The 19,943-nt window shown below is 63.3% G+C and carries 20 protein-coding genes; 3 read left to right on the top strand and 17 right to left on the bottom strand.

Going from position 1 to position 19,943, the window contains the following annotated elements:
- Nucleotides 1–4 precede the first annotated feature (4 nt).
- The 7 genes from MB818_RS04115 to MB818_RS04085 all read right to left on the bottom strand — a co-directional run bounded on the left by MB818_RS04115 (nucleotide 5) and on the right by MB818_RS04085 (nucleotide 5,810).
- On the bottom strand, nucleotides 5–658 hold the full coding sequence (locus MB818_RS04115; protein ID WP_234176426.1) for a 3-oxoacid CoA-transferase subunit B: 654 nt from the start codon (nucleotides 656–658) through the stop codon (nucleotides 5–7).
- Complete coding sequence (locus MB818_RS04110; protein WP_234137386.1) at nucleotides 642–1,337, bottom strand: CoA transferase subunit A; 696 nt, start codon at nucleotides 1,335–1,337, stop codon at nucleotides 642–644. Before MB818_RS04110 ends, MB818_RS04115 begins: the two co-directional genes overlap by 17 nt.
- On the bottom strand, nucleotides 1,334–2,686 hold the full coding sequence (locus tag MB818_RS04105; protein WP_234137387.1) for an aminotransferase family protein: 1,353 nt from the start codon (nucleotides 2,684–2,686) through the stop codon (nucleotides 1,334–1,336). The genes MB818_RS04110 and MB818_RS04105 overlap by 4 nt, the downstream gene beginning before the upstream one ends.
- Complete coding sequence (locus MB818_RS04100; protein ID WP_234137388.1) at nucleotides 2,683–3,453, bottom strand: amino acid ABC transporter ATP-binding protein; 771 nt, start codon at nucleotides 3,451–3,453, stop codon at nucleotides 2,683–2,685. Before MB818_RS04100 ends, MB818_RS04105 begins: the two co-directional genes overlap by 4 nt.
- A gap of 16 nt (nucleotides 3,454–3,469) precedes the next feature.
- A complete protein-coding gene (locus tag MB818_RS04095) occupies nucleotides 3,470–4,126 on the bottom strand; it encodes an amino acid ABC transporter permease (protein ID WP_234137389.1) in 657 nt (218 codons plus the stop codon).
- A 17-nt stretch (nucleotides 4,127–4,143) separates the two neighbouring features.
- A complete protein-coding gene (locus MB818_RS04090) occupies nucleotides 4,144–4,791 on the bottom strand; it encodes an amino acid ABC transporter permease (RefSeq protein WP_234137390.1) in 648 nt (215 codons plus the stop codon).
- A gap of 173 nt (nucleotides 4,792–4,964) precedes the next feature.
- Entirely contained in the window at nucleotides 4,965–5,810 is an 846-nt protein-coding gene (locus MB818_RS04085; protein WP_234137391.1) for a transporter substrate-binding domain-containing protein, read from the bottom strand.
- Between the two features lie 59 nt (nucleotides 5,811–5,869).
- Between MB818_RS04085 and MB818_RS04080 the strand changes: the two genes are divergently transcribed.
- Both MB818_RS04080 and MB818_RS04075 read left to right on the top strand, forming a co-directional pair.
- Nucleotides 5,870–6,853 (top strand): LysR family transcriptional regulator, encoded by a 984-nt coding sequence (locus MB818_RS04080; RefSeq protein ID WP_234176428.1) that lies wholly within the window; start codon nucleotides 5,870–5,872, stop codon nucleotides 6,851–6,853.
- A 187-nt stretch (nucleotides 6,854–7,040) separates the two neighbouring features.
- A complete protein-coding gene (locus MB818_RS04075) occupies nucleotides 7,041–7,304 on the top strand; it encodes a hypothetical protein (RefSeq protein ID WP_234137393.1) in 264 nt (87 codons plus the stop codon).
- Nucleotides 7,305–7,310: 6 nt separating this feature from the next.
- Here MB818_RS04075 and MB818_RS04070 read toward each other — a convergent pair whose 3' ends face one another.
- Genes MB818_RS04070 through MB818_RS04035 form a run of 8 tightly spaced genes read right to left on the bottom strand, consistent with a single transcriptional unit; the run spans nucleotide 7,311 to nucleotide 15,089 of the window.
- The gene (locus MB818_RS04070; protein WP_234137394.1) at nucleotides 7,311–7,787 is read right to left on the bottom strand and encodes a class I SAM-dependent methyltransferase; all 477 of its coding nucleotides are present in this window, start codon (nucleotides 7,785–7,787) and stop codon (nucleotides 7,311–7,313) included.
- A complete protein-coding gene (locus MB818_RS04065; protein WP_238904082.1) occupies nucleotides 7,784–8,548 on the bottom strand; it encodes a polysaccharide deacetylase family protein in 765 nt (254 codons plus the stop codon). Before MB818_RS04065 ends, MB818_RS04070 begins: the two co-directional genes overlap by 4 nt.
- Complete coding sequence (locus tag MB818_RS04060; protein WP_238904080.1) at nucleotides 8,545–9,684, bottom strand: glycosyltransferase family protein; 1,140 nt, start codon at nucleotides 9,682–9,684, stop codon at nucleotides 8,545–8,547. The genes MB818_RS04065 and MB818_RS04060 overlap by 4 nt, the downstream gene beginning before the upstream one ends.
- Complete coding sequence (locus MB818_RS04055) at nucleotides 9,681–10,265, bottom strand: histidine phosphatase family protein (RefSeq protein ID WP_234216046.1); 585 nt, start codon at nucleotides 10,263–10,265, stop codon at nucleotides 9,681–9,683. Before MB818_RS04055 ends, MB818_RS04060 begins: the two co-directional genes overlap by 4 nt.
- Entirely contained in the window at nucleotides 10,262–11,341 is a 1,080-nt protein-coding gene (locus MB818_RS04050) for a glycosyltransferase family 4 protein (RefSeq protein WP_234176434.1), read from the bottom strand. Before MB818_RS04050 ends, MB818_RS04055 begins: the two co-directional genes overlap by 4 nt.
- Before the next feature lie 2 nt (nucleotides 11,342–11,343).
- Nucleotides 11,344–12,588, bottom strand: a complete 1,245-nt coding sequence (locus MB818_RS04045; RefSeq protein WP_238904078.1) for a glycosyltransferase family 4 protein — start codon at nucleotides 12,586–12,588, stop codon at nucleotides 11,344–11,346.
- Nucleotides 12,585–13,799 (bottom strand): glycosyltransferase family protein, encoded by a 1,215-nt coding sequence (locus MB818_RS04040; protein ID WP_234137400.1) that lies wholly within the window; start codon nucleotides 13,797–13,799, stop codon nucleotides 12,585–12,587. The genes MB818_RS04045 and MB818_RS04040 overlap by 4 nt, the downstream gene beginning before the upstream one ends.
- A gap of 9 nt (nucleotides 13,800–13,808) precedes the next feature.
- Nucleotides 13,809–15,089 carry a nucleotide sugar dehydrogenase gene (locus tag MB818_RS04035; protein ID WP_234137401.1) on the bottom strand — a complete coding sequence of 427 codons (1,281 nt, stop codon included), beginning with the start codon at nucleotides 15,087–15,089 and terminating at the stop codon, nucleotides 13,809–13,811.
- A 238-nt stretch (nucleotides 15,090–15,327) separates the two neighbouring features.
- Here MB818_RS04035 and MB818_RS04030 point away from each other — a divergent pair, with 238 nt between their 5' ends.
- Nucleotides 15,328–17,670 (top strand): mechanosensitive ion channel family protein, encoded by a 2,343-nt coding sequence (locus tag MB818_RS04030; protein ID WP_234165715.1) that lies wholly within the window; start codon nucleotides 15,328–15,330, stop codon nucleotides 17,668–17,670.
- An 89-nt stretch (nucleotides 17,671–17,759) separates the two neighbouring features.
- Here the strand turns inward: MB818_RS04030 and MB818_RS04025 are convergent, their stop codons facing one another.
- A complete protein-coding gene (locus MB818_RS04025; protein ID WP_234142794.1) occupies nucleotides 17,760–18,911 on the bottom strand; it encodes an ABC transporter permease in 1,152 nt (383 codons plus the stop codon).
- On the bottom strand, nucleotides 18,908–19,936 hold the full coding sequence (locus MB818_RS04020; RefSeq protein ID WP_234137404.1) for an ABC transporter permease: 1,029 nt from the start codon (nucleotides 19,934–19,936) through the stop codon (nucleotides 18,908–18,910). Before MB818_RS04020 ends, MB818_RS04025 begins: the two co-directional genes overlap by 4 nt.
- Nucleotides 19,937–19,943 lie beyond the last annotated feature (7 nt).

Below are 19,943 nucleotides of genomic sequence, written 5' to 3'. Positions count from 1 at the left end.
CACCTCAGAATGTCGGGGGCGTTGCGTTGGGGAGAACCAACGGAGCGCCGGTGGCATCGGCCACCTCGGCGGCGGTGATCCCGTCTCGCGTCTCGACCAGGACAAAACCCCGATCAGATATGTCGATGACGGCCAGGTCCGTAAAGACCCGCGCCACACAACCGCGTGCGGTCAGGGGCAAGGTGCATTGCCTCTTGAGTTTGGGGTTGCCCTTGCGATCTGTATGAGTGGTCAGAACCACCACGCGTCGCGCCTTTTGCGCAAGCTCGATGCCGCCGCCTACACCGGGGCTGAACCGGCCGGGGATCTTCCAATTGGCCAGATCGCCATTGCTGGCCACTTCGAAAGCGCCCAGCATGGTCAGGTCCAGTCGCCCCGACCGCACCATCGCAAAGCTGGTGGCGCTATCGAAAAAGGCCGATCCCGGCACGGTCGATACATAGGCGCCGCCCGCGTCGATCAGATTGCGATCGGCGCGTTCGGGCGGCAAGGTCGGGCCGATTCCGGTCAGCCCGTTTTCCGTGTGCAGGCATACCGGCAAGTCTGCGGGCAGGTGGTTGATGACCTTCGTGGGCAGGCCAATGCCAAGATTGACCACCATACCGGGCGCAATCTCGCGCGCGGCGCGGGCGAGCATGCGGTCATTTGCGTCGGACAACATCGTATTCCTTCGACAATGTACCCAGTTCGGTGACGTGATCGACAAACACCCCAGCGGTATGGATGGCATCTGCGGTTAATCCACCCAAGGGCAGCAGCGTCTCGGCCTCTGCGATTACGCAATCGGCGGCCATTGCCATCAAGGGGTTGAAGTTTCGCGCTGTCGCGACAAAGGCCAGGTTGCCAAACCGATCGGCGGCGGCGGCGTGTATGAGTGCTACATCAGCCCTGAGCGCGGTTTCGACGATATGCGGCTTGCCGGCGAGTTCGACCACCTGTTTGCCGTTCGCCAGTTCGGTCCCGATGCCGATATCGGTCAGCACCGCTCCAACCCCGGCGCCGCCGGCGCGGATGCGTTCGGCCAATATGCCCTGAGCGTTGAATTCGACCGTGATCCGGCCTGCGTTCATCATGTCGATCGCGCGACTGTTCAGACCCAGATGGGTGGTGATCAAACGCGATATCTGCCCGCTTTGCAGCAAGTGATCGACGCCCATGCCGGGTTCGTTTGCATCGTTCTTGACGATGGTCAGCTCCCGCGCCCCATGGGCGACAAGCGCATGGATCAGTGCCATCGGTGTCCCCGGCACGCCGAACCCACCGATCATCACCGTATCGCCATCGCGTATCCTGGCGATAGCGCCCTCCAGCGAACATTGTTTGTCAGGCAGTTTCATGCTGCCACCACGACCGGCAGCCCCGCCTCCGCGGCAAAAGCGTCCAGCGCGTCGCGCAGGATCGACATCATCTCGCCGATCTGTGCCTCGCTGATGATCAGGGGGGGGGCGATCAGGAAGTGATCACCCGAGGTGCCCCCGCGCGTGCGCCGCGAATAGATGATCAGGCCGCGCTCATAGGCAAGCTCGACCAACCGGGCATGCGCGTCCAGCTCCTTTGGCAGGGGCTCCATGGTCTCTCGGTTGGCAACGAATTCGAACGCGGTCAACAAGCCCTTGCCGCGCACGTCTCCGATGAACGGATAATTATCCATCAACGCTCGCAATTCCCGCATCAGGACATCTCCCATTGCAGCGGCATGCGCGATCAGACCCTGCTCCTCCAGTTCTTCAAGAACTGCCAGACCGGCTGAACAGGCCAGCGGATTGCCCGCATATGTGAAGCCGTGCAGAAAGCCGCCGGCATCTAAAACCGGTTCGACCAGAGCGGCCCGCGCAACGATCGCGCCTAACGGTGCATAGCCCGCTCCGAACCCTTTGGACATCGCAACGATATCCGGCGTGATATCCCAATGCTCGGCAGCCAGGAACTTTCCCGTTCGACCGGCACCGGTCATGACCTCGTCATAGATCAGCAGAACACCGAACTCGTCACAGATCTCTCGGACCCTGGCATAGTAGCTGTCCGGGGCTACAAGGGCGCCGGTCGAGGCGCCTCCTATGGGCTCCATCAGAAAGGCAAGGACGGTGTCGGGGCCTTCTTCGAGGATCTTGTCGCGCAGCATTTCGGCATATTTCAGCCCGCGCGCCTCTTCGGTCAGGTTGTCACGGTCAAGATAGGTTGTGGGCGCCGCGATTTTTGGCATCGCCGCCAACATCGGCACAAAGGGTTTGCGCAGCGGATCGTATCCCGTCAGCTCAAGCGCCCCGAAAGTCGAGCCATGATATGAGGGAAACCGCGAAATTACCTTGTAGCGCGTGCCCTGGCCCTGCGTCAGGGCATATTGCCGTGCCAGTTTCACCGCGCTTTCGACGGCCTCGGAACCGCCAGAGACAAAAAACACGCGATCCAGTCCCTCAGGGGTCATGGCAACGGTCTTTGCAGCCAGATCCTCGGACGGATGCGTGCGGAAATGCAGCCTATAGCCAAATGTCGCCTTGTCCATCTGGGTCTTTATCTTGTCCAAGACACGTGGGTTGGAATGACCGATATTCGACACCATCGCCCCCGACGATCCGTCGATATAGCGTTTGCCGGCCTCGTCGATCAAATAGATTCCCTCTCCCCGGTCCAAGAATGGGCGCGGGTTTCGGCTTTGATAGAACAGGTATGAGCGAGCGTCGGTCACTTTGCACCTTCGATATGTTTGCGGAGAAATTCCCGCGTGCGTTCCTTGCTCGGGTTCTTGAAGAGGATCTCTGGCGGGCCTTCTTCGACCACAATGCCTTTGTCCATGAACAGCACCCGATCGCAGACCGACGCGGCAAAATCCATCTCGTGTGTCACGATGATCATGGTCATGTGCTCTTCGGCGAGCTTCTTCATCACCAGGTTCACCTCTTCGACCAATTCCGGGTCGAGCGCCGAGGTGGCCTCGTCGAACAGCATCATCTTGGGTTTCATCGCCAGGGCGCGGGCGATGGCCACACGCTGCTTTTGCCCGCCGGACAGTTGCGAGGGGTAATAGTCAATCCGCTCCAGCATGCCGACCTTGTCGAGCTGCTCCTCGGCCAGTTTGTCGGCATCGCTCTGCGACAAACCCTTTAGAAGCTTCGGCGCCATCGTGACATTCTCGCGCGCAGTCATATGCGGAAACAGGTTGAAGTGTTGGAACACCATCCCAACCTGTTGCCGCATGGCATTGATGTGTTTTTCATATTGCCGGTGAGGCAGCGCCTTGTTCACTTGCACACCGTCCAGCCAGATCTCTCCGCCTGTCAGCGGGTCCAGATCGTTGATCGCCCGCAACAGGGTGGATTTGCCGGACCCGGACGAGCCGATGATACCGACGATCTGCCCGCGTTCGACATTCAGGCTGATATCCTTGAGAACCTCGACCGCACCAAAGGATTTCTGGGCGTGACGGATTTCGACAAAATGCAGCGGTTCGCTCATGTGGGACCTCTTCAAATCAGCGGGAGACGGAGATGCGGCGTTCGATACGGCGCTGTACCCATTCCATGCCTAGGTTGATGATGTAGTAGAGGGCCGCCGCGAGGATGTAGAATTCGAACGGACGATAGGTCTTGCCGATTACCCTCTGGGCAGACAGGGTCAGCTCGCTCACCCCGATCACCGAGACCAGTGCACTGTCCTTCAGCAGGGCGATCATGTTGTTTCCGATAGGCGGGATCACATCACGGATCGCCTGGGGGATGACCACCTTGCGCAGCGCCTGACTACGGCTCAGGCCAAGAGTGCGGGCAGCTTCCATCTGGCCCTTGTCCACTGCCAGAATGGCGGTCTGGATCAATTCCGAGTTGTAGACGGCGAAATGCAGCCCCAGTCCTATGATCCCGGCGACGAAAGCAGGCAGGTCGATGCCGATCTGCACCAATCCGAAATAGATCAGGAATAGCTGCAACAGCAGCGGTGTACCCATAAACACCCCTTCGACCAGGCGAAAGGGCTGGCGGATGATCCACGGCGCATAAAGCGCGATCACGGCAAAGAGAATGCCGCCGATGAAACTCAGCAATGCCGCCGACACCGTGATCCCGATGGTCCAGGCCACGCCGAGCAGGATGATGTCCATGTATTTGGGAATAATTGTAAAATCGAGACCCATCTATCTGCCCTTCCTGATCAGGTGATCTGTACCTTGCGGTCCAGCCAGGCCACGCCCCGACCTACCGCGTAGATGATGATCATGTAGAGAACCCCTGCGAGCAGGAACATTTCGAATGGCTTGTAGGTCGAGCCAATATAGCGCTGCGCCGTGTAGGTCAGCTCAACCACCGAGATAGCAGCCACCAGGGCTGTGGCCTTGACCAGCATGTTCAGGTTCACGCCAAGTGGGCGAACCATCAGACGCGCGGCTTGTGGTAGGATCACCTTGTAAGTGGCTTGCCAGCGGCTCAGTCCAAGAGTGCGGGCGGCCTCGCGCTGACCCTTGTCGATGGAAATGATCGATCCGCGGATCGTCTCGGTCATATAGGCTCCGGCATTGATGCCGAGCCCGATCACGCCAGCTTCGAAGGCATCCAGCTGGATCCCGATCTGTGGGCCACCAAAGTACAAGATGAACAGTTGGAGCAGCGCAGGTGTGCCCCGGAACAGGCTGACATAGGCCGCGCCGGCAAAACGCAGCAGGGCAAAGCGTGACAAGCGTGCAGCGGCCCCCAGCGCTCCACAAAACAGGCCCAGGATTGCGGTAAGGACCGAGAGGACGATGGTGGTCAATGCCGCCTCAAGGAAAAACGGGTAAACCTTCAACATCAGGTCGAAATCCATGACTCACCCTTTGTCTAATCGCTGTCGGCGATGCGTGGTTGGCCCCGCCAAGAGTAGGACAGATCCGAAACAGGGGCGCGAGCCGCGCGCAGACCTGCGAAGAAAGGTCGACCAACCAGTGGATTGGCCCAGCGGTTCTCCTGCCGTTGAACGGGGCGGCAGGAGGAAGTCGCTTAGCGGATATCGGCTCCGATCCATTCCTCGGCTAGCGCAAGGTAGGTGCCGTCTTCCATGATCGAATCCAGCGCCTTTTGCATTTCTGCTGCCAGTTTGGGGTTGCCTTGACGAATGGCAATGCCGGCGCCAAATGGCTCGGTGGTCGGGTCAGCGAACATTTCGAATTCCTGCCCCTTTTCGGTCATCGCCAGAATGGCCGCGATCGAGTCGTTGACGATTGCATCGACGCGTCCGTTTTCCAGCTCGAGAAGCAGTTCCGGCAGACCTTTGTAGGTGTTGATGTCATAGCCTTTCTCGCGGGCCCAGTCCTCGTGGGTTTCGCCCAATGTCAGACCAACTTTCTTGCCCTCCAAATCCGCGAGGCTGGCGATGCCCGAGCCCGGCTTCGTGAAGATCGCGCGCTTGTCCGAATAGTAGGGGCCGACGAAATCAACAACTTCGTCACGTTCGGCCGTGATCGTCATCGAGCCGACGATTGCGTCGTATTTATTGGCAAGGAGCCCTCCGATGATGCCATCCCAGGCAGTGGTGACGATTTCCGCCTCCATACCCATACGCTTTGCGATTTCGGTGCCGATTGCGGGGTCGAATCCGACAACCTTGTTTTCGTCGTTGACGAAGTTGAACGGAGGATAGGCGCCGGACATCGCTATCCGGATTACCCCTTTTTCCTTCAACGCGTCGAGCTCATCCGCAGCGACGGCGGATATACCGAAGAGTGCCAAGCCAGCGGCGGCCAGAGTGGATTTCAGGATAGTGCGGCGAACAGTCATTTCTTTCTCCCTGTTGTCGGTCACGCCGGGTTCGTTGCCCGAGCGAAAGCGGCGGGTTGGCCGGTTCAAGCAAAGAGTTGCATGACGATCACCATCGTGCAAATAAATATATACTAGCTTCAATATAGATGAAATCTATGAGTATCGCCCGACAGCAACGCTTTCCTTGGAACCTCGACTGGAACCTGCTGCGCACCTTCATGGTCGTGGTTGAGCAGCGCGGGATATCCAAGGCAGCTGACTTTCTGGGGTTGAAGCAACCAACGGTTTCCGCCGCGCTTAAGCGGTTGGAGCACTCAACCGGCAAGCAGCTTATCATCCGCAAGCCGCACGAATTCACTATCACTAGGTCAGGTCAGGCGCTCTATGCTGAGTGTGCCAAAATCTTCGGTTCTATCTCTCAGCTCCCTTCGCTTCTCGATGCCGACAAGGCCGAGTTGCGCGGGCATCTGTCCATTGCCATCACCAGTTCAGTGATTTCTGACCATTTCGATGATTTCCTGAACAAGTTTTCTCAGGCGCACCCGCATGTCACCTACTCCTTTTCGGTGAATGAAAGTGGGGATGTGGAGATGATGATCGCAAAGAACCGGGCCAGTTTCGGGATCTGCCTTTTGTCGAAGATTCCACAGAACCTGAACACCCTCGTCCTGTACCGAGAGTTTTTCGGCTTGTATTGCGGCGCGCGCCACCCCCTGTTCAATGCCGAGTCTATCGACCCAAGGCAGATGGAGGGCGAGCCGTTTGTTGCGTTTCAGACCGAGGCAGAAGGTGGCCCGCTAGAGGCTGTTTCCCATCTTCGGGCCCGGGCAGGATTGGCCAATAGCTGGCGTGGCGTTTCCTCCAGCCTGAACGAGATTCGCCGGATGATCATGGCGAACATCGGAATAGGCGCCCTGCCGTTGCATGTGGCCCAGCAGGATGTGGATTGTGGGCACATCCGGCAACTGCCGCCGTATGATGAATTGCCGATGGTGAAAATCTATCTGATCACCAATCCAGTGCGTCGTCAGACGGATGCCGAAGCAGCCTTTCTAGCCGCCTGCGAAGCCGAGTTTGCCAGGATCGACATCGCAGAGCGCACCTATCCTCGCGACTTCAACGTGCAGTGAACCGTTCTGGCTTGCGTTTCTTGGCTCGGCTGAAGAACACTTCGGGCGAAGGCAAAACGTTTTCTCGCAAAGAAAACGGCCCGAAACCCTTGCGGGATATCGTCCCAGGGAAACGCCTGCACCTTGATCGTCGCGAACGGTCTTGCGTGGCTTGGCAGGGACGGGGGCACGCAGTAATCTGTTCCGTATGCGTGTCGCCGTTTTCGCCATTTGCCTTGCTTATGCTCTGTTCTTCGGCTGGAACTGGGTCGAGACCGTCAAAGCCGGGGGTGACGCGGCGGGGCGGGGGATGGCGTTGGGCTTTCTGACCATCGGCATGGGAACGACGGCAATCTTTGTCATTCCGGCGCTGATCCTGGCCATCACCGGGCGGGGGATGAAGTGGGCGTTGGGTCTGTCGCTGGTGCCCGCACTTCTGTTGCTCCTCTTCACCATTACCTACGTGGTCTGATCCGCCTCAGGCGCGGTAGAACAGGTAGCGTTCGGGCGGGATGCTGTCGGGGGCGGCGATGGCTGTGAACCCGACCAGCGGCTGACCCGAGATGATCAGGCCGCCGGGTACCATGACGCGGGCGATCAATGGGCTGAGACGCGCGGCCTCGGCCACGTCATCGGCCTTGATACCCATACCGAAATCGTAATGGGCCAGAACGATCGGGGCGCCCTCGGCGGCCAGACGTTCCAGCATAGGTTCCGCCTCGCCCATCAGGAAATCCGCTTCGGGCGGGGTGCACGAGGGGTGGCATTGAAGCACCCGGTCCATCACCCGGATGCGCCGGTCGGGCAGGATCTCTCGCAGGTGGTCATAGGTGCGCCCGTTGCCCAGACCCATGTCGAGCACCTCACCGGGCATGTCGGCAATCTGCTGGGCGGCCCAGTTCAGCCCGTCTCGCTGAGCGGTCAGGCGGCGCAGCATCGAATCCAGTCGGCTCATTGTTGGATCTCCTCGGGGGGCATGGTCCAGGGCTGTGACGGTCCGGCCAAGAGCCGCGTCAGCAGCGCCCGGGTGAATTGCCAGATTTCATCGTCATGCACCAGATGGTGGGTCAGGATGCCAAAGGGCTCGGTGGCATCGGCGCGACCCTCGCGCCGATCCGCCAGCAGCGTGGCGGTCTGGGCGATCAGGTTCTGTGGCGACATCAGGCCTCGGCTGCCGCGCCAGTCGATCGGGTCGAGATGGGTGTTGACCTGCGCCAGCCCCGGCGCGGCCATCGGGTTGCGGCGCGGCGTGGCGGTAGAGAGTGCCCGGAACCCCAGGGCGGGCAGGCCGGAGGCGACCTCGGGTGTGATCCGGTTCCAGGGTGGCACGAACATCGGGCGCAGCGCGGCGCCGAACAGCGCCTGCAACCGCGCCTTGCCTTGCCCGGCCTCGGCCAGGATCTCGGGCAGTGGGCGGTGGGCGCGAAACTCGGCCTTCTTCTCGGTCGCGGGGGCATGGTTCTGATGCGCCCAGCCATGCACGACCGGGACCAGATGCGGATGCGCCGCGACATGGTCAGCGAGCGCGGTTTCGGCCCCGGCGGGGATCACCGCCAGATGCACCGGCAGATCCAGATCCTCGGCCAGCGCGGTCAACTGATCCAGCTGTGGTGTCGTGGTCACCGCGTCATCGTCACGCCACCAGAGCGGCAGGGTCAGCCCCTCCGCTGCCCATAGCGCCAGTTCGGCATCGAGCGGGGTCCAGTCCGGGGTCATCGTGCCGCCTCCATCTTCTCGACGATCCGTACCGCCTCGGCCGCGCCATCAAAGCGCAAGGCGGACGTTTCGCGGCGCGGATCGGTCATCACCTGACGCAAGGCCCGGACCAGGGTTTCGGGGGTCAGCTCGGCGCTGGTCACCGTGGCAAAGCCGGGCAGGGCGGTCAGGGCTTGGGCGCGCAGGCCCTGTTCGACCTCCTTGCCCGCGTCAAAGGGGATCAGCACGGCCGGGGTGCCAGCTTGCAGCAGGTCCAGCGCGGTATTGTAGCCGCACATGCTGACCGAGGCCGCGGCATGGCTCAGCATGGCGCGGAAATCGGGGCGCGCGGGTTCCACCGTGATCGGGGTATCGCCAGCCTGCGCTTGCAATGCGGCCACCTCGGCGCCAGTCTGCGTACCCCCTACCAGCAGCCGCCAGCGTTGGTCGGGCATCCGGCGCGCGGCCTCCAGCGCCACCCGGAACAGCGGCCCGCCGACGGCGCCGCCCCCGGCGCTGACCAGGATCTCTCCCGCCCCGGTGCGCTCCGGGTGCGGTTCGGCGGGGGGCGGCGCCACATAGCCGGTGTAGCGCAGCTTGCCGACCAGCGCGGCGCTGACCGGCCAACTGGCCTCCAACCGCGTGACACGAGGATCGGAATGCACCAGCACCGCGTCATAGGCCCCGGCGATCACCCGATCGGTTGCTTCGGCCTTGGCCGGTTTCGAGGGTGGGGCAAGGATGTCGCGGATCGAACTCAACACCAGCGGCGGATGCGGTAGCGCCCGCGCGGCAGCCAGCAGCGCGCGGAACTCCTCCCGCAAGCTGCGGCGGCCAAAGGGATAAAGCTCGGTGATCAGCACATCGGGGGCAAAGGCGGTGAGTGCCTCCAGCAGCGCCGCTTGCCGCGCGTTGTGAAACTCCGCATCGGCCTCGGCCCCGGTTTCGGTCAGAAGGCGGGCGAAATCCACCCCGTCCGAGCGGAGCGCGGGCAGTTGCACGAGATCCAGCCCCGCCGGGTCGAGCTGTGGGGCGGGCATCCCGCCCGAGACCAGCCGCACCTGATGACCGGTGGTGGCAAAGGCGCGGCCCAGTGTCAGCGCCCGGCTCAGATGACCGGTGCCCAGCAGATGGGTGACGACGATCATCACCCTCATGGGCGGGCCTCACGCGGGATCAGGCGCACCGGCTCGCCCAGCGGCGCCAGCGGGTCGAGCGAGACGACGAAAAGCCGGTTGCGCTTGACCTTGAAGGGCGGGATGCCGTCGAAATTCCAGCCATGGGCGCGGGCCAGAATGACCCGCATGATGCCGATATGGCAGACCGCGACGCTGTCGCCGGTCAGCCCGGCCAGCCAGGGTTCGATCCGGGCCCAGACCTCTGCCGGGCTTTCGCCTGCGGGCGGGCGGAAATCCCAGCCCCAGTCCTCGATATGCCGATAGCCGCTGCCGGGCGTGTCGAGCAGGTCTTGCCCGCGCCGCCCCTCCCAGTCGCCCCAGTTCATCTCGGTCAGCGCAGGCGCGGTGCGGGGTGCGTGACCGGCCACCAGTTCGGCGGTTTCCACCGCCCGCGAGAGCGGGCTGGACCAGAGCGTCGCGCGATCCCAGGGCGCGGGCAGGGCCAGCGCGCCCAGATCGTGCCGCGCGGCGTCATCCAGCGGGATGTCGCTGCGGCCCTGGATGCGACCGGCGCGGTTCCAACCGGTGTGACCATGGCGGAGAAGGGCGAGGCGTCTCATCGGGCGGTCTCCATCAGCGGTGTCACCGCGTTCCAGAACACCCGCGCTGCCGCGGCGGGCAGATGCCGGGTGGCAATACGGTCGCGGGCCTGCGCACCGATCCGCTGGCGCAGGGCGGGATCGGCGCGCAACTGGTCGATCATCCTGGCCAGTGCCTCGGGGCCGGCCTCGGGCGCGGGATAGGCGGGGCCGGGCAGCAGCACGTCGCGCACGCCGGGCCTGTCCTGCGCTACCACCGGAAGGCCGGCGGCCTGTGCCTCGAGATAGACCATGCCAAAGGCCTCGTTCACGCCGGGCCAGAAGAACAGCGAAGAGCGGCCATAGGCAACCTGCAATCCGGCCCGGTCAAGCTGGCCCAGAAACCGCACCCGCGCGCCAAAGGGCGCCATCAACGCCGCGACCTCGGCCCGGGCCGGGCCATCGCCCGCGATATCGAGCTGCCAGTCGCCGCCCAGATGCGCCAGTGTCTCGGCAATCACCCGGTACGAGGCAAGCTTGTCGCCGGGCCGCATCATGCCGGCGCTCAGCATCGGGCCGTCGCATGCCGCGCGTGGCGGCAGGGTGTCGTCGGGCAGAAAGGGCGGCAATTCGACCAGCGCCTGAGTGCCGACCCGTTCCCGCTTGAGCGTGATCAGGTCATTGGCGGTAAGGTAGAAGATCACCCGCGCCGCATCGCAGGCATCATGCGCCGCCTGCGCAAACCCGGCCCAGGGGCCGGTCAGGCGGCTGGTGGCGCGGGTGCTTTCGATCTGCACATAGGGGATGGTGCGGGCGGCACAGACGGCGGGGCCGATCAGGTCCGGCGCCTTGTAATAGTTGTGATAGGTCACCCACAGGGCGCAATCGTCGGGCAGGTCGCGGATCAGCCGCTGAACCTCTGCTGTCGCACCCGCGCGCAATCGGGTCTGCGCCCCGGCATCGCCCTGCTTGTCGAGGCTCTTGAACTCCGAGACCAGATCGACCGGCAGGCCGCGCCCGGCGATCATCGCCCGCAGGCTGCGCGCCAGTTCGCGATCGCCCGAGGGCACCGGGCTGTCGGGCGATTTCATCGGCGCGTAAAAGGCGATGCGGGCCATGCTCAGCCCCCGGCGCAGAGGGCAGTCAGCCGGTTGGACAGATGGGCGATGCCCGGGGCCATGGTGAATTCGGACAGCAGGCGCAGGCGCGCGGCTGCGGCCATGCGGGCGGCGCGGTCAGGGTCGGCGGCCAGTGTGGTTATGGCGCGGGCCAGCGCCTCGGGCGCGTCGTCCGACAGGGTGCCATGGGTGCCGTCGGTGATGAATTCGGGGATTGCTGAAACCGGGGTAGACAGGATCGGCAGCAATTGAGAGGCCGCCTCCATCAGTACATTGGGCAGGCCGTCGCGGTCGCCATCGGCGGCGATCCGGCTGGGCAGGACAAACAGGTCGGCGGCGCGCATGGCGGCGATGACCTCGGGCTGGTCGCAGGCGCCGCGCCAGGTGATGCGCTCTGCGATCCCCAGCGCCTCGGCCTGAGTCGCCAGGGCGGCACAGTCGCCGCCCCCGCCGATATGGGTCCAGTGCCAGTCCAGATCGGGCGGCAACTGGCCAAAGGCGGCGATCAGCCGGTCAAAGCCCTTCTTTTCCACCAGCCGCCCGACCGACAACATGGCCAGCGGGGCACGCGCTGCGCGCGGGCTGCGCGCGGGCGGATCGGGAAAGCGGGCCAGGTCAAGCCCGTGATAGACCAGATCGACCCGACCGGGATCATCGGCCAAGCCGCGCAGATGCGCGGCGCCGACGCCCGTGCAGGTGGCCCCAAAGGCCGCGCCGTGGCTGGCGCCGCTCAGTTTCTCGGCTTTTTCCCAATCGGGTGAGGTCCAGATATCCTTGGCATGGGCCGAAAAGCTCCACGGCAGGCCGCGCATGATCGCGGCATAACGCGCGACCGAGGCGGGTGTGTGCAGGAAATGCGCATAAAGCCCTTGGGTCGAGGCGGGCAGTTCGGCCGCCATCACACAGGCCTGTCCGAACCGGCGGATACGGTTCGGCGTGCGGTCCCGGGCCAGATCGGCGCGCCAGACCCGATAGGCCTCGGCGTAGCCGGGCAGGGCCTGCGCCGCAGCGCGCGCGCGCCAGACCCGTTCCGGTTCCTGCCACAGATATTCCGGCAGATAGCGCACCCGCGCGCGCAGCCGCTCGTGCAGGGGGTGGCGTTTCACGTCGGTCGGATGGCGCAACGACCAGATGTCGAAATCATGGCCCGCCTCTTCCAGCGCCACCAGTTCCTGCGCGATGAATGTTTCGGACAGGCGCGGCCAGCCTTTGACCACCACGGCCAGTTTCGGCGCTTCTGAGGTCATTCCGCCGCCTGGTGGCTGGTCTTGCTCAGCAGTGCGCGGACACGGCGGGTGACATGGTCAAGCCCGTCCAGCAACCCCTCGCCGATGGCCTGACTGGGCAGCGGCTGGTTCGGCAGGTTGCGGATGGCGTTGATCATCGTTTCGGGGGTCAGGCCGTCGCGGCTTTCCTCGAGCATCCGCACCAGGCCCAGTTCCTCGGCCCGGCTGGCGCGGATCCACTGTTCCAGACGCGGTACGGTACGCGGTACGATCACCGCGCGCTGGTCGAACGAGAGAACCTCGCAGAACGTGTTGTAGCCGCCCATGCAGACAACGCCGGCGGCACCGGCAAAGAGTGTCTCGATCTGGCTTTCGAAACCGACCGCCGTCACCCGCCCGTTCAGCGCGGCCACACGCCGCTCGAATTCCGCTCGGGTGTCGCCCGACAGGAAGGGGCCATAGACCAGAACCGCGCGCGGCGACAGGGTGGGGTCCTGTTCATAGGCGGACAGGACGAGGCTGACCATCGCCTCGCCATCGCCGCCGCCGCCGGGGGTGATCAGCACATAGGGCTGTTCCGGCGGCGCGCTCACCGGACCCAGATCTCGGCGCAGATAGCCGGTCCAGTACATGCGCGCCTGCGCCTCGGGGCTGAGGGGCAGGCCCGCAGTCGGATCATAGACCGAGCGCAGCCCGTAAACCCAGATCTCGTCATAGAACCGTTCCGTTGCCGCCACCGCGCCCTTGCGGGCCCATTCGGCGGCCAGCACCTCGGGCTCGTCCAACACGTCGCGCAACCCCAGCACCAGCCGGGCGCGCCCGCGCCGTTGCAGGCAGTCGAGCGTCGGCAGCAGTTCGCCACGAAAACCGGTCGGTTCCTTGTCGACAATCAGGATATCGGGGTCATAGCGCTCGGCCGCGCCGCGGATCAGGCCGCTGCGCAGATCGGTTACCTCGTCGATGCCCATCCCCAGCGTCTGCGAGGCATAAGACCCATCGGCGCGCTTGGTGACGCCAGGCAGGCGCACATGGTCTACCCGGCGCGGAAAGGTGAAACGCCCTGCCACCGGAGACCCGGTCAGGATCAGCGCCGAGGCTGATGGGTCAGCCTGAGTGATTGCCGCTGCCAGCGCGCGGCTGCGCCGAAGATGTCCCAGCCCGAACGTATCGTGGCTGTACAGCATTACCCGCGCTGCGCGGCTGGTTTCGACTGTCCTGCTCTCGCCCTGCATCGCTGCCGTCTATAGCCTTAGATCCGCGTCGGATTTGGAGAAAATGCCCTTGATATCATAGAGGACTGCACCCGGCAGGCCAAAGGTCCGAATGGACGCAGCCCCCAACTCGACAAACTGCCGATGCGCCACCGCAACAACAATCGCGTCATAGACACCCGTCTGCGGTTCCGAAACCGGAGTGACACCATATTCACGGGTCATCGCCTCGGGGTCAACCCAGGGATCGTAGACCTCGGTCGCAACAGAAAACTCAGCCAGTTCCGACAGGATGTCGGCCACCCGCGTGTTGCGGATGTCGGCGCAGTTCTCCTTGAAGGTAAAGCCCATCACCAGCACCCGCGCCCGGCCCGGGTCGATACGGCGCGCGATCAGTGCCTTGATCAGCTGCTGCGCCACATGGCGGCCCATGTTGTCGTTGATACGTCGTCCCGCCAGGATCACCTCGGGGTGATAGCCGCTCTGCTCGGCCCGATAGGTCAGGTAATAGGGGTCGACCCCGATACAGTGACCGCCCACCAGACCGGGCTTGAAGGGCAGGAAGTTCCATTTGGTCCCGGCGGCCTCCAGCACTTCGAGCGTGTCGAGGCCCAACCGCGAGAAGATCAGCGAGAATTCGTTGACCAGGGCGATGTTCAGGTCGCGCTGGGTATTCTCGATCACCTTGGCCGCCTCGGCGGTGCGGATCGAGCTGGCCCGGTGCACACCGGCCCTGACCACCGGGGTATAGATGGCGGCGACGCGGTCCAGCGTCTCGGCATCCTGGGCCGAAACGATCTTGACCACATTCTCCATCGAGTGTTCGGCATCGCCGGGGTTCACCCGCTCGGGCGAATAGGCCAGCTTGATCTGGGAATAGAGTTCCAGCCCGCTGCCCTCGGCCAGAACCGGGCCACAGATCTCTTCGGTCACGCCGGGATAGACCGTGCTTTCCACGATCACCATGTCACCCGGTGCCAGATGCGGCGCAATCATCCGGCAGGCGCCCTTGAGCGGTTCCAGATCGGGCGTCTTGGCGTCGTTGATCGGGGTGGGCACACCGATGATATAGACGGTGCAGGCTGCCAGATCGGCCGGATCGCAGGAAAACCGCGCCCGCGTCTCGCGCAACGAGCGTTCCGAAACCTCGCCGTTGCGGTCATGGCCACGGCCCAGCGCGCTGATATGCCCGGCATCGGTGTCAAAGCCCAGCGTCTGGAAACCGGCCCGCGCCAGACCCAGCGTCAGCGGCAGGCCGACATAGCCCAGCCCAAGCACGGCGATCCGGTCCTGATCCGTTTGGCGCGACATGGCTTGCGTTCCCGATCTTGCGTGTTTCGTCGTGCGGCCGGGCAGAACAACCCTTTGCCGCCATCCGGTATCCTGGCCCGCAGGCAGCACCGTACTAGTCAAATCCCGCCGCCTTGGAAACACGATTCTGCGGTGCCGCCGGGGCAGTCGCTTCGCGTCGGACGACACTTGCCATTTGAATGCACTTCGTTGCTTCGATACGCTGCCCCGAAGCGCAACACCCCCACAGGTTCTCTTGATGATCGCAGTCTTTCGCCTCTTCCTCGCCTGTTTTGGCCTGATCCTCTGCCTGTCGCTCCCATTGGCGGCGCAGGTGTCGCTTTATCCCGGGATCGGCGGTAGCTCGGAAGAGGTCACGGGCGGGGACCTTGCCGAGGCCATTCGCGCCGCGTCCGAGGCGGGCGCTTCGGTCATCGTGATCGACAGCGCCGGCCGGGTCGCCGCAACCGGCACCGACCCGGCGGCGGAGGGAACCGCGCCCGTCGATCCGATGGGCGAGGCGTCGCAACTGATGAAGGCGCAGGAAAAGGTCGCCGATTTCGTCGGCGCGCTGCGCTCGCGGTTCGAGGCGCTGCCCTATTCCATCTTCGAGGTGCAGTACATCCTGCGCCAGACCAGTCCTGACGGGCGGATTGCGACCTATGTCGAGGTGCTGGCGATCAACCTCGTGCTGCTGCTGATCGGGCGCTGGATGTCGATCGAGATCTACGGCAAGCGCATCGCGCGCAAACACGTGGTGTCGCGGATCCGCGAGGCACCGCGCGGCTATCGCGAGAAGATGCCGTTCCTGGTGTTCCGCTTCGTGATGGGGGTAGGGGCGACGCTGTTCGCCATGGTCTTTGCCTTTATCATCGGCTTTCTGGTCTTTGGCAGGATGCAGGATCTGTCGATCCAGTTCACCGTCACCGCCATCTTTACCGCCTTCTTCCTTGCCCGGACCGCCTCGGACCTGTGGCGGATGGTTTTGTCGCCCTATCTCAGCCAGTACCGGCTGCCGCCCTTTTCGGATCGCGACGCCAAGCGGCTGTATCTCTGGGCCTCTGTGCTGGCGACCTACGATATCTCCAGCGAGCTGTTTTCGACCTGGGTCGCGGATTTCGGCCTGAACTACAATGTCTACGCGATGGTCTATGGCGTACTGACCGGGATCGGCGCCCTGGGCAACGTGCTGATGGTGCTGTTCAACGGGCGCGCGATCTCGAACGCCATTCGTGGCGGGCGGACCAAGGAAGAGGTTTCGTGGTTGCTCCGGCTGGTTTCGGTCGCCTGGGCGCCTGTGGTCGTGTTCTACATGGCTTTCGGCTGGCTCCAGCTGGCCTTTGACCTGGTCTTGGAGAGGCCGCTTCATATCCCGCTCATGGCCGGTACCTATGGCATCTTCGTGTCGGTCGTGGTGGCCTATGGCGCGATGAATTACCTGCTTGAACGCTACTTCGATCGCACCCGGCAGGTAAAGGAACTGAACGCGGCCCTGGCCGAGGCCGAAGCGGCGGAAAATCACCCGATGGCAGGAGCGGGCGCGCAGCGGCTCCACATCGCGACCTACGAGGACCTGGCCCGCCGTGTCGCGGGCATTCTGGCCTTTGTGGTGGGTACCTATGCGCTGGTCCTGATCTGGAATCCGGGGATGGACTGGACCGGCGAACTGCCGCTCGACCGGGCGCTGGACGTGATGGTGATCATCTTCCTTGGTTACATCGTCTTTCACTTTTTCCGGATCTGGATCGACAGCAAGATTGCCGAAGAGACGGTGGATGTGCCCGAGGGAGAGCTGGGCGACGAGGGCGGCGGTACCAGCGCCAGCCGCCTGGCAACGCTGCTGCCGCTGTTTCGGGGTGCGATCCTGGCCGTTGTGGTCGTCTCGATCGTGCTGATCGCGCTGATGGAGGTTGGGATAAATGTCAGCCCGCTCTTTGCCGGTGCTGGCGTGGTTGGCCTGGCGGTGGGCTTCGGCTCGCAAACGCTGGTGCGCGACATCTTTTCGGGTGCGTTCTTCCTGCTCGATGACGCGTTTCGCAAGGGAGAGTATATCGACATCGGCGATGTGAAAGGGACGGTCGAGAAGATCTCGGTGCGCTCGTTCCAGCTGCGCCACCATCTGGGCGCGCTGCACACGATCCCCTTTGGCGAGATCAAGGTGCTGACCAACTTCTCGCGCGATTGGGTGATCATGAAGCTGCCCTTGCGGGTGACCTATGACACCGACGTGGAAAAGGTGCGCAAATTGATCAAGAAACTGGGGCAGGAACTGCTCAGCGATCCGGTGATCGGGGATAATTTCATCCAGCCGCTGAAAAGCCAGGGCGTGATCGAGATGCAGGATTCGGCGATGATCATCCGGGTCAAGTTCATGACCAAACCGGGCGATCAATGGCTGGTGCGCAAGCGGGTTTATCAGGACATACGTGAGCTTTTTGCCCGCGAAGGCATCAAGTTCGCCCATCGCGAAGTCACCGTGCGTCTGGCCGACGGCCAGGAGGCCGCCAACATGACACCGCAGCAACGCGAAGCGGTTACGGGCGCGGTTCAGGCCGCCATCGACGAGGATGTGCTGGACGACATGATGGATGACGACCGGTAAGGGGGAGACCAAGATTTTTCGAGGAAAATCTTGGTCCGCGGGTATGGAGATTTTTCGACGAAAAATCTCGGGTCCCGCCTGCCTGTTGCTCAGCTATAGGGGTCGAGGCTGTCGCGCAGGCCATCGCCCAGGAAGTTGAAGGCCAGCACCACCACCACGATGGGCAGCATCGGGATCGCGGTCCAGGGATAAAGCTCGATGCTGGCCAGGTTCTGTGCGTCGTTCAGCATCACCCCCCAGCTGACCGCGGGCGCCCGCAGGCCAAGCCCCAGAAAGCTGAGCGCGGTCTCGCCCAGGATCATCGCCGGGATCGACAGCGTGGCGCTGGCGATCAGGTGCGACATGAAATTGGGCAGCAGGTGTTTTCGGATCACCCGACCCTTGCCCGCGCCCATCATCTCGGCGGCGCGCACATATTCCTCTTCGCGCAGTGACAGGAACTTGGCCCGCACCGAACGCGCCAGCCCGGGCCAGTCGAGGATCCCAAGGATCACCGAGATGATGAAGAACACCGCCACCGGCGACCAGTTCGACGGCACCGCCGCCGACAATGCCAGCCAAAGCGGCAGTTCCGGCAGCGAGCGCAGGATCTCGATCACCCGGTTGATCACCCAATCGGTCTTGCCGCCCAGATAGCCCGCCAGCGAGCCAAAGAAGATACCCAGCACGAAGGACACCGAGATGCCGATCAGGCCCACGGTGAGTGACAGCTGTGCGCCATAGAGGATGCGGCTGAACACGTCGCGGCCCAACCGGTCCGAGCCCCACAGGAACAGCGTCGCCCCCTCGGGTGCGCAGAACAGATGTGTGTCGCTCTCGATCAGCCCGGCCAGTTTGTAACTGTCCCCTTCGCAAAAGAACCGGATCCGCTGCGGGTTCTCGGTATCGGGGACAAAGGTCCACTGAAAGGTTTCCAGATCAGCCTCGGCGGTGATCGGATAGATGAACGGGCCGAGAAACTCGCCCTCATGCACCCAGCGTACCGCCTGTGGCGGGGCATAGAGGTGATCGGCATTGCGGAAATTGGGCGAGTAGGGCGCGATGAACCCCATGAAGGGCAGCAGCAGATAACTCAGCAGCAGGAAGATGCCCGAGATCAGACCCAGCTTGTGGGTACGGAACTTGCGCCAGACCAACAGCCAGTTGGGCGCGTCCAGATCGCGCCGCTCCAGCTGTTGGATCGACTGTTGCGGATCATAGGGGGCGTCGTCGACATAGCGTCCGTCGGGAAGTTGGGTCATGCGTCGCGCCCCTCGTATCGAATGCGCGGGTCGAGCATGACCAGCAGGATATCGGAAATCATTGTCCCGATCAGCGTCAGCAGCGCCACGAACATCAGTACGAAGCCCGACAGGAACATGTCCTGGCTCTTGAGCGCGGTCAGCAGGGTCGGACCGATGGTTTGCAGCCCCATCACCACCGAGACCAGAACCGAGCCCGACACCATCGAGGGTAGCAGGTTGCCGATATCGGCCACAAACGGGTTGAACGCCACGCGCAGCGGGTATTTGGCCAGCATCCGGCTGGGCGCCATGCCCTTGGCGATGGCGGTTTCCACATAGGGTTTGCCCAGTTCGTCCAGCATGTTGGCACGCAGGCGCTGCATCATCGCCGAGGCGCCGGCGGTGCCGATCACGATGGTCGGCACGATCAGATGCACCAGCACCGACTGGATCTTGGCCCAGCTCATCGGCTGCCCCTCAAAGGCCGGGTCCATCAGACCGCCGATGGGGATATCCAGATATTTGCGCCCGTAATAATACAGGATCAGCGCCAGCAGAAAGTTCGGCGTCGCCAGTCCCAGATAGCCGACAAAGGCCGAGGTATAGTCGGCCCAGGTCCGCGCCTTGGCCGCCGCGATCACGCCCAAGGGCAGGGCCGTGGCATAGACGAACACGATGGCCGCCATGTTCACCAGCACGGTCAGCCAAAGGCTGTCGCCGACGATCTCGGAAACGGGCCGGTCGAATTCAAACGACCAGCCGAAATTGCCCTGGATCAGGCCGGAAAACCCGTGCGGGCCGGGCATGAAGCCCATCCAGATCATGTATTGTTCCCAGATCGGCCGGTCGAGCGCGTATTCCTTGCGCAGGAACTCGGCCTTGGCCACGCCAGCGGACTGGCCCGAGGCCTTGAGTTCGGCGATCTGGTTGGACAGGTAATCGCCCGGCGGCAGGTTGATGATGGCAAAGACCAGCACCGAGACCACAAGCAGGGTCATCAGCATGGTTCCGAACCGGTAAAATGCGTAGCGCAGGATTGCCATTCCGCCG

Origin of the sequence: Ruegeria alba (assembly GCF_022321465.1) — a bacterium.
Lineage (GTDB): Bacteria > Pseudomonadota > Alphaproteobacteria > Rhodobacterales > Rhodobacteraceae > Ruegeria_B > Ruegeria_B alba.
This window is presented reverse-complemented; position numbering and strand designations above follow the sequence as displayed.